This window comes from Aliihoeflea sp. 2WW (assembly GCF_000497755.1).
Classification (GTDB): Bacteria; Pseudomonadota; Alphaproteobacteria; order Rhizobiales; family Rhizobiaceae; genus Aliihoeflea.
In genome coordinates, this window is record NZ_AYOD01000071.1 from 1 (window position 1) to 411 (window position 411).

The following is a 411-nucleotide window of genomic DNA, read 5'->3' on the forward strand; positions in this document are numbered from 1 at the left end:
GAGGACGTGCGGCACATACTGCCCTACTCCCTTATTCCCCTACTCCCCTCAAAACCCAGCTTCTCAACATTCATGCCTTTTGCCGACCTGGTGGTTCTGGCGGGGTGGCTGCACCCGTTCCCATTCCGAACACGGCCGTGAAACGCCCCAGCGCCGATGGTACTTCGTCTCAAGACGCGGGAGAGTAGGTCGCTGCCAGGTCTGCCAAATGCATGAATGCAAAAATCTTCTCGATACGAAAACCCGCCGCATAAGGCGGCTCAAAGGGCCGCGAAAGCGGCCCAAGTCATTCCAGAACAACACCAATCCTGGCAAAAGCCAGAGACTTAGGTGACGCGGGGTGGAGCAGCCCGGTAGCTCGTCAGGCTCATAACCTGAAGGTCGCAGGTTCAAATCCTGCCCCCGCAACCA

At 57.9% G+C, this 411-nt stretch carries 1 tRNA gene and 1 rRNA gene; both read left to right on the top strand.

From position 1 onward, the window contains the following. Window positions 1-86: 86 nt before the first annotated feature. Window positions 87-201: ribosomal RNA gene (gene rrf, locus ALII_RS0120860) — 5S ribosomal RNA — on the top strand. A gap of 133 nt (window positions 202-334) precedes the next feature. Then, window positions 335-411, top strand: a tRNA-Met gene (locus ALII_RS0120865).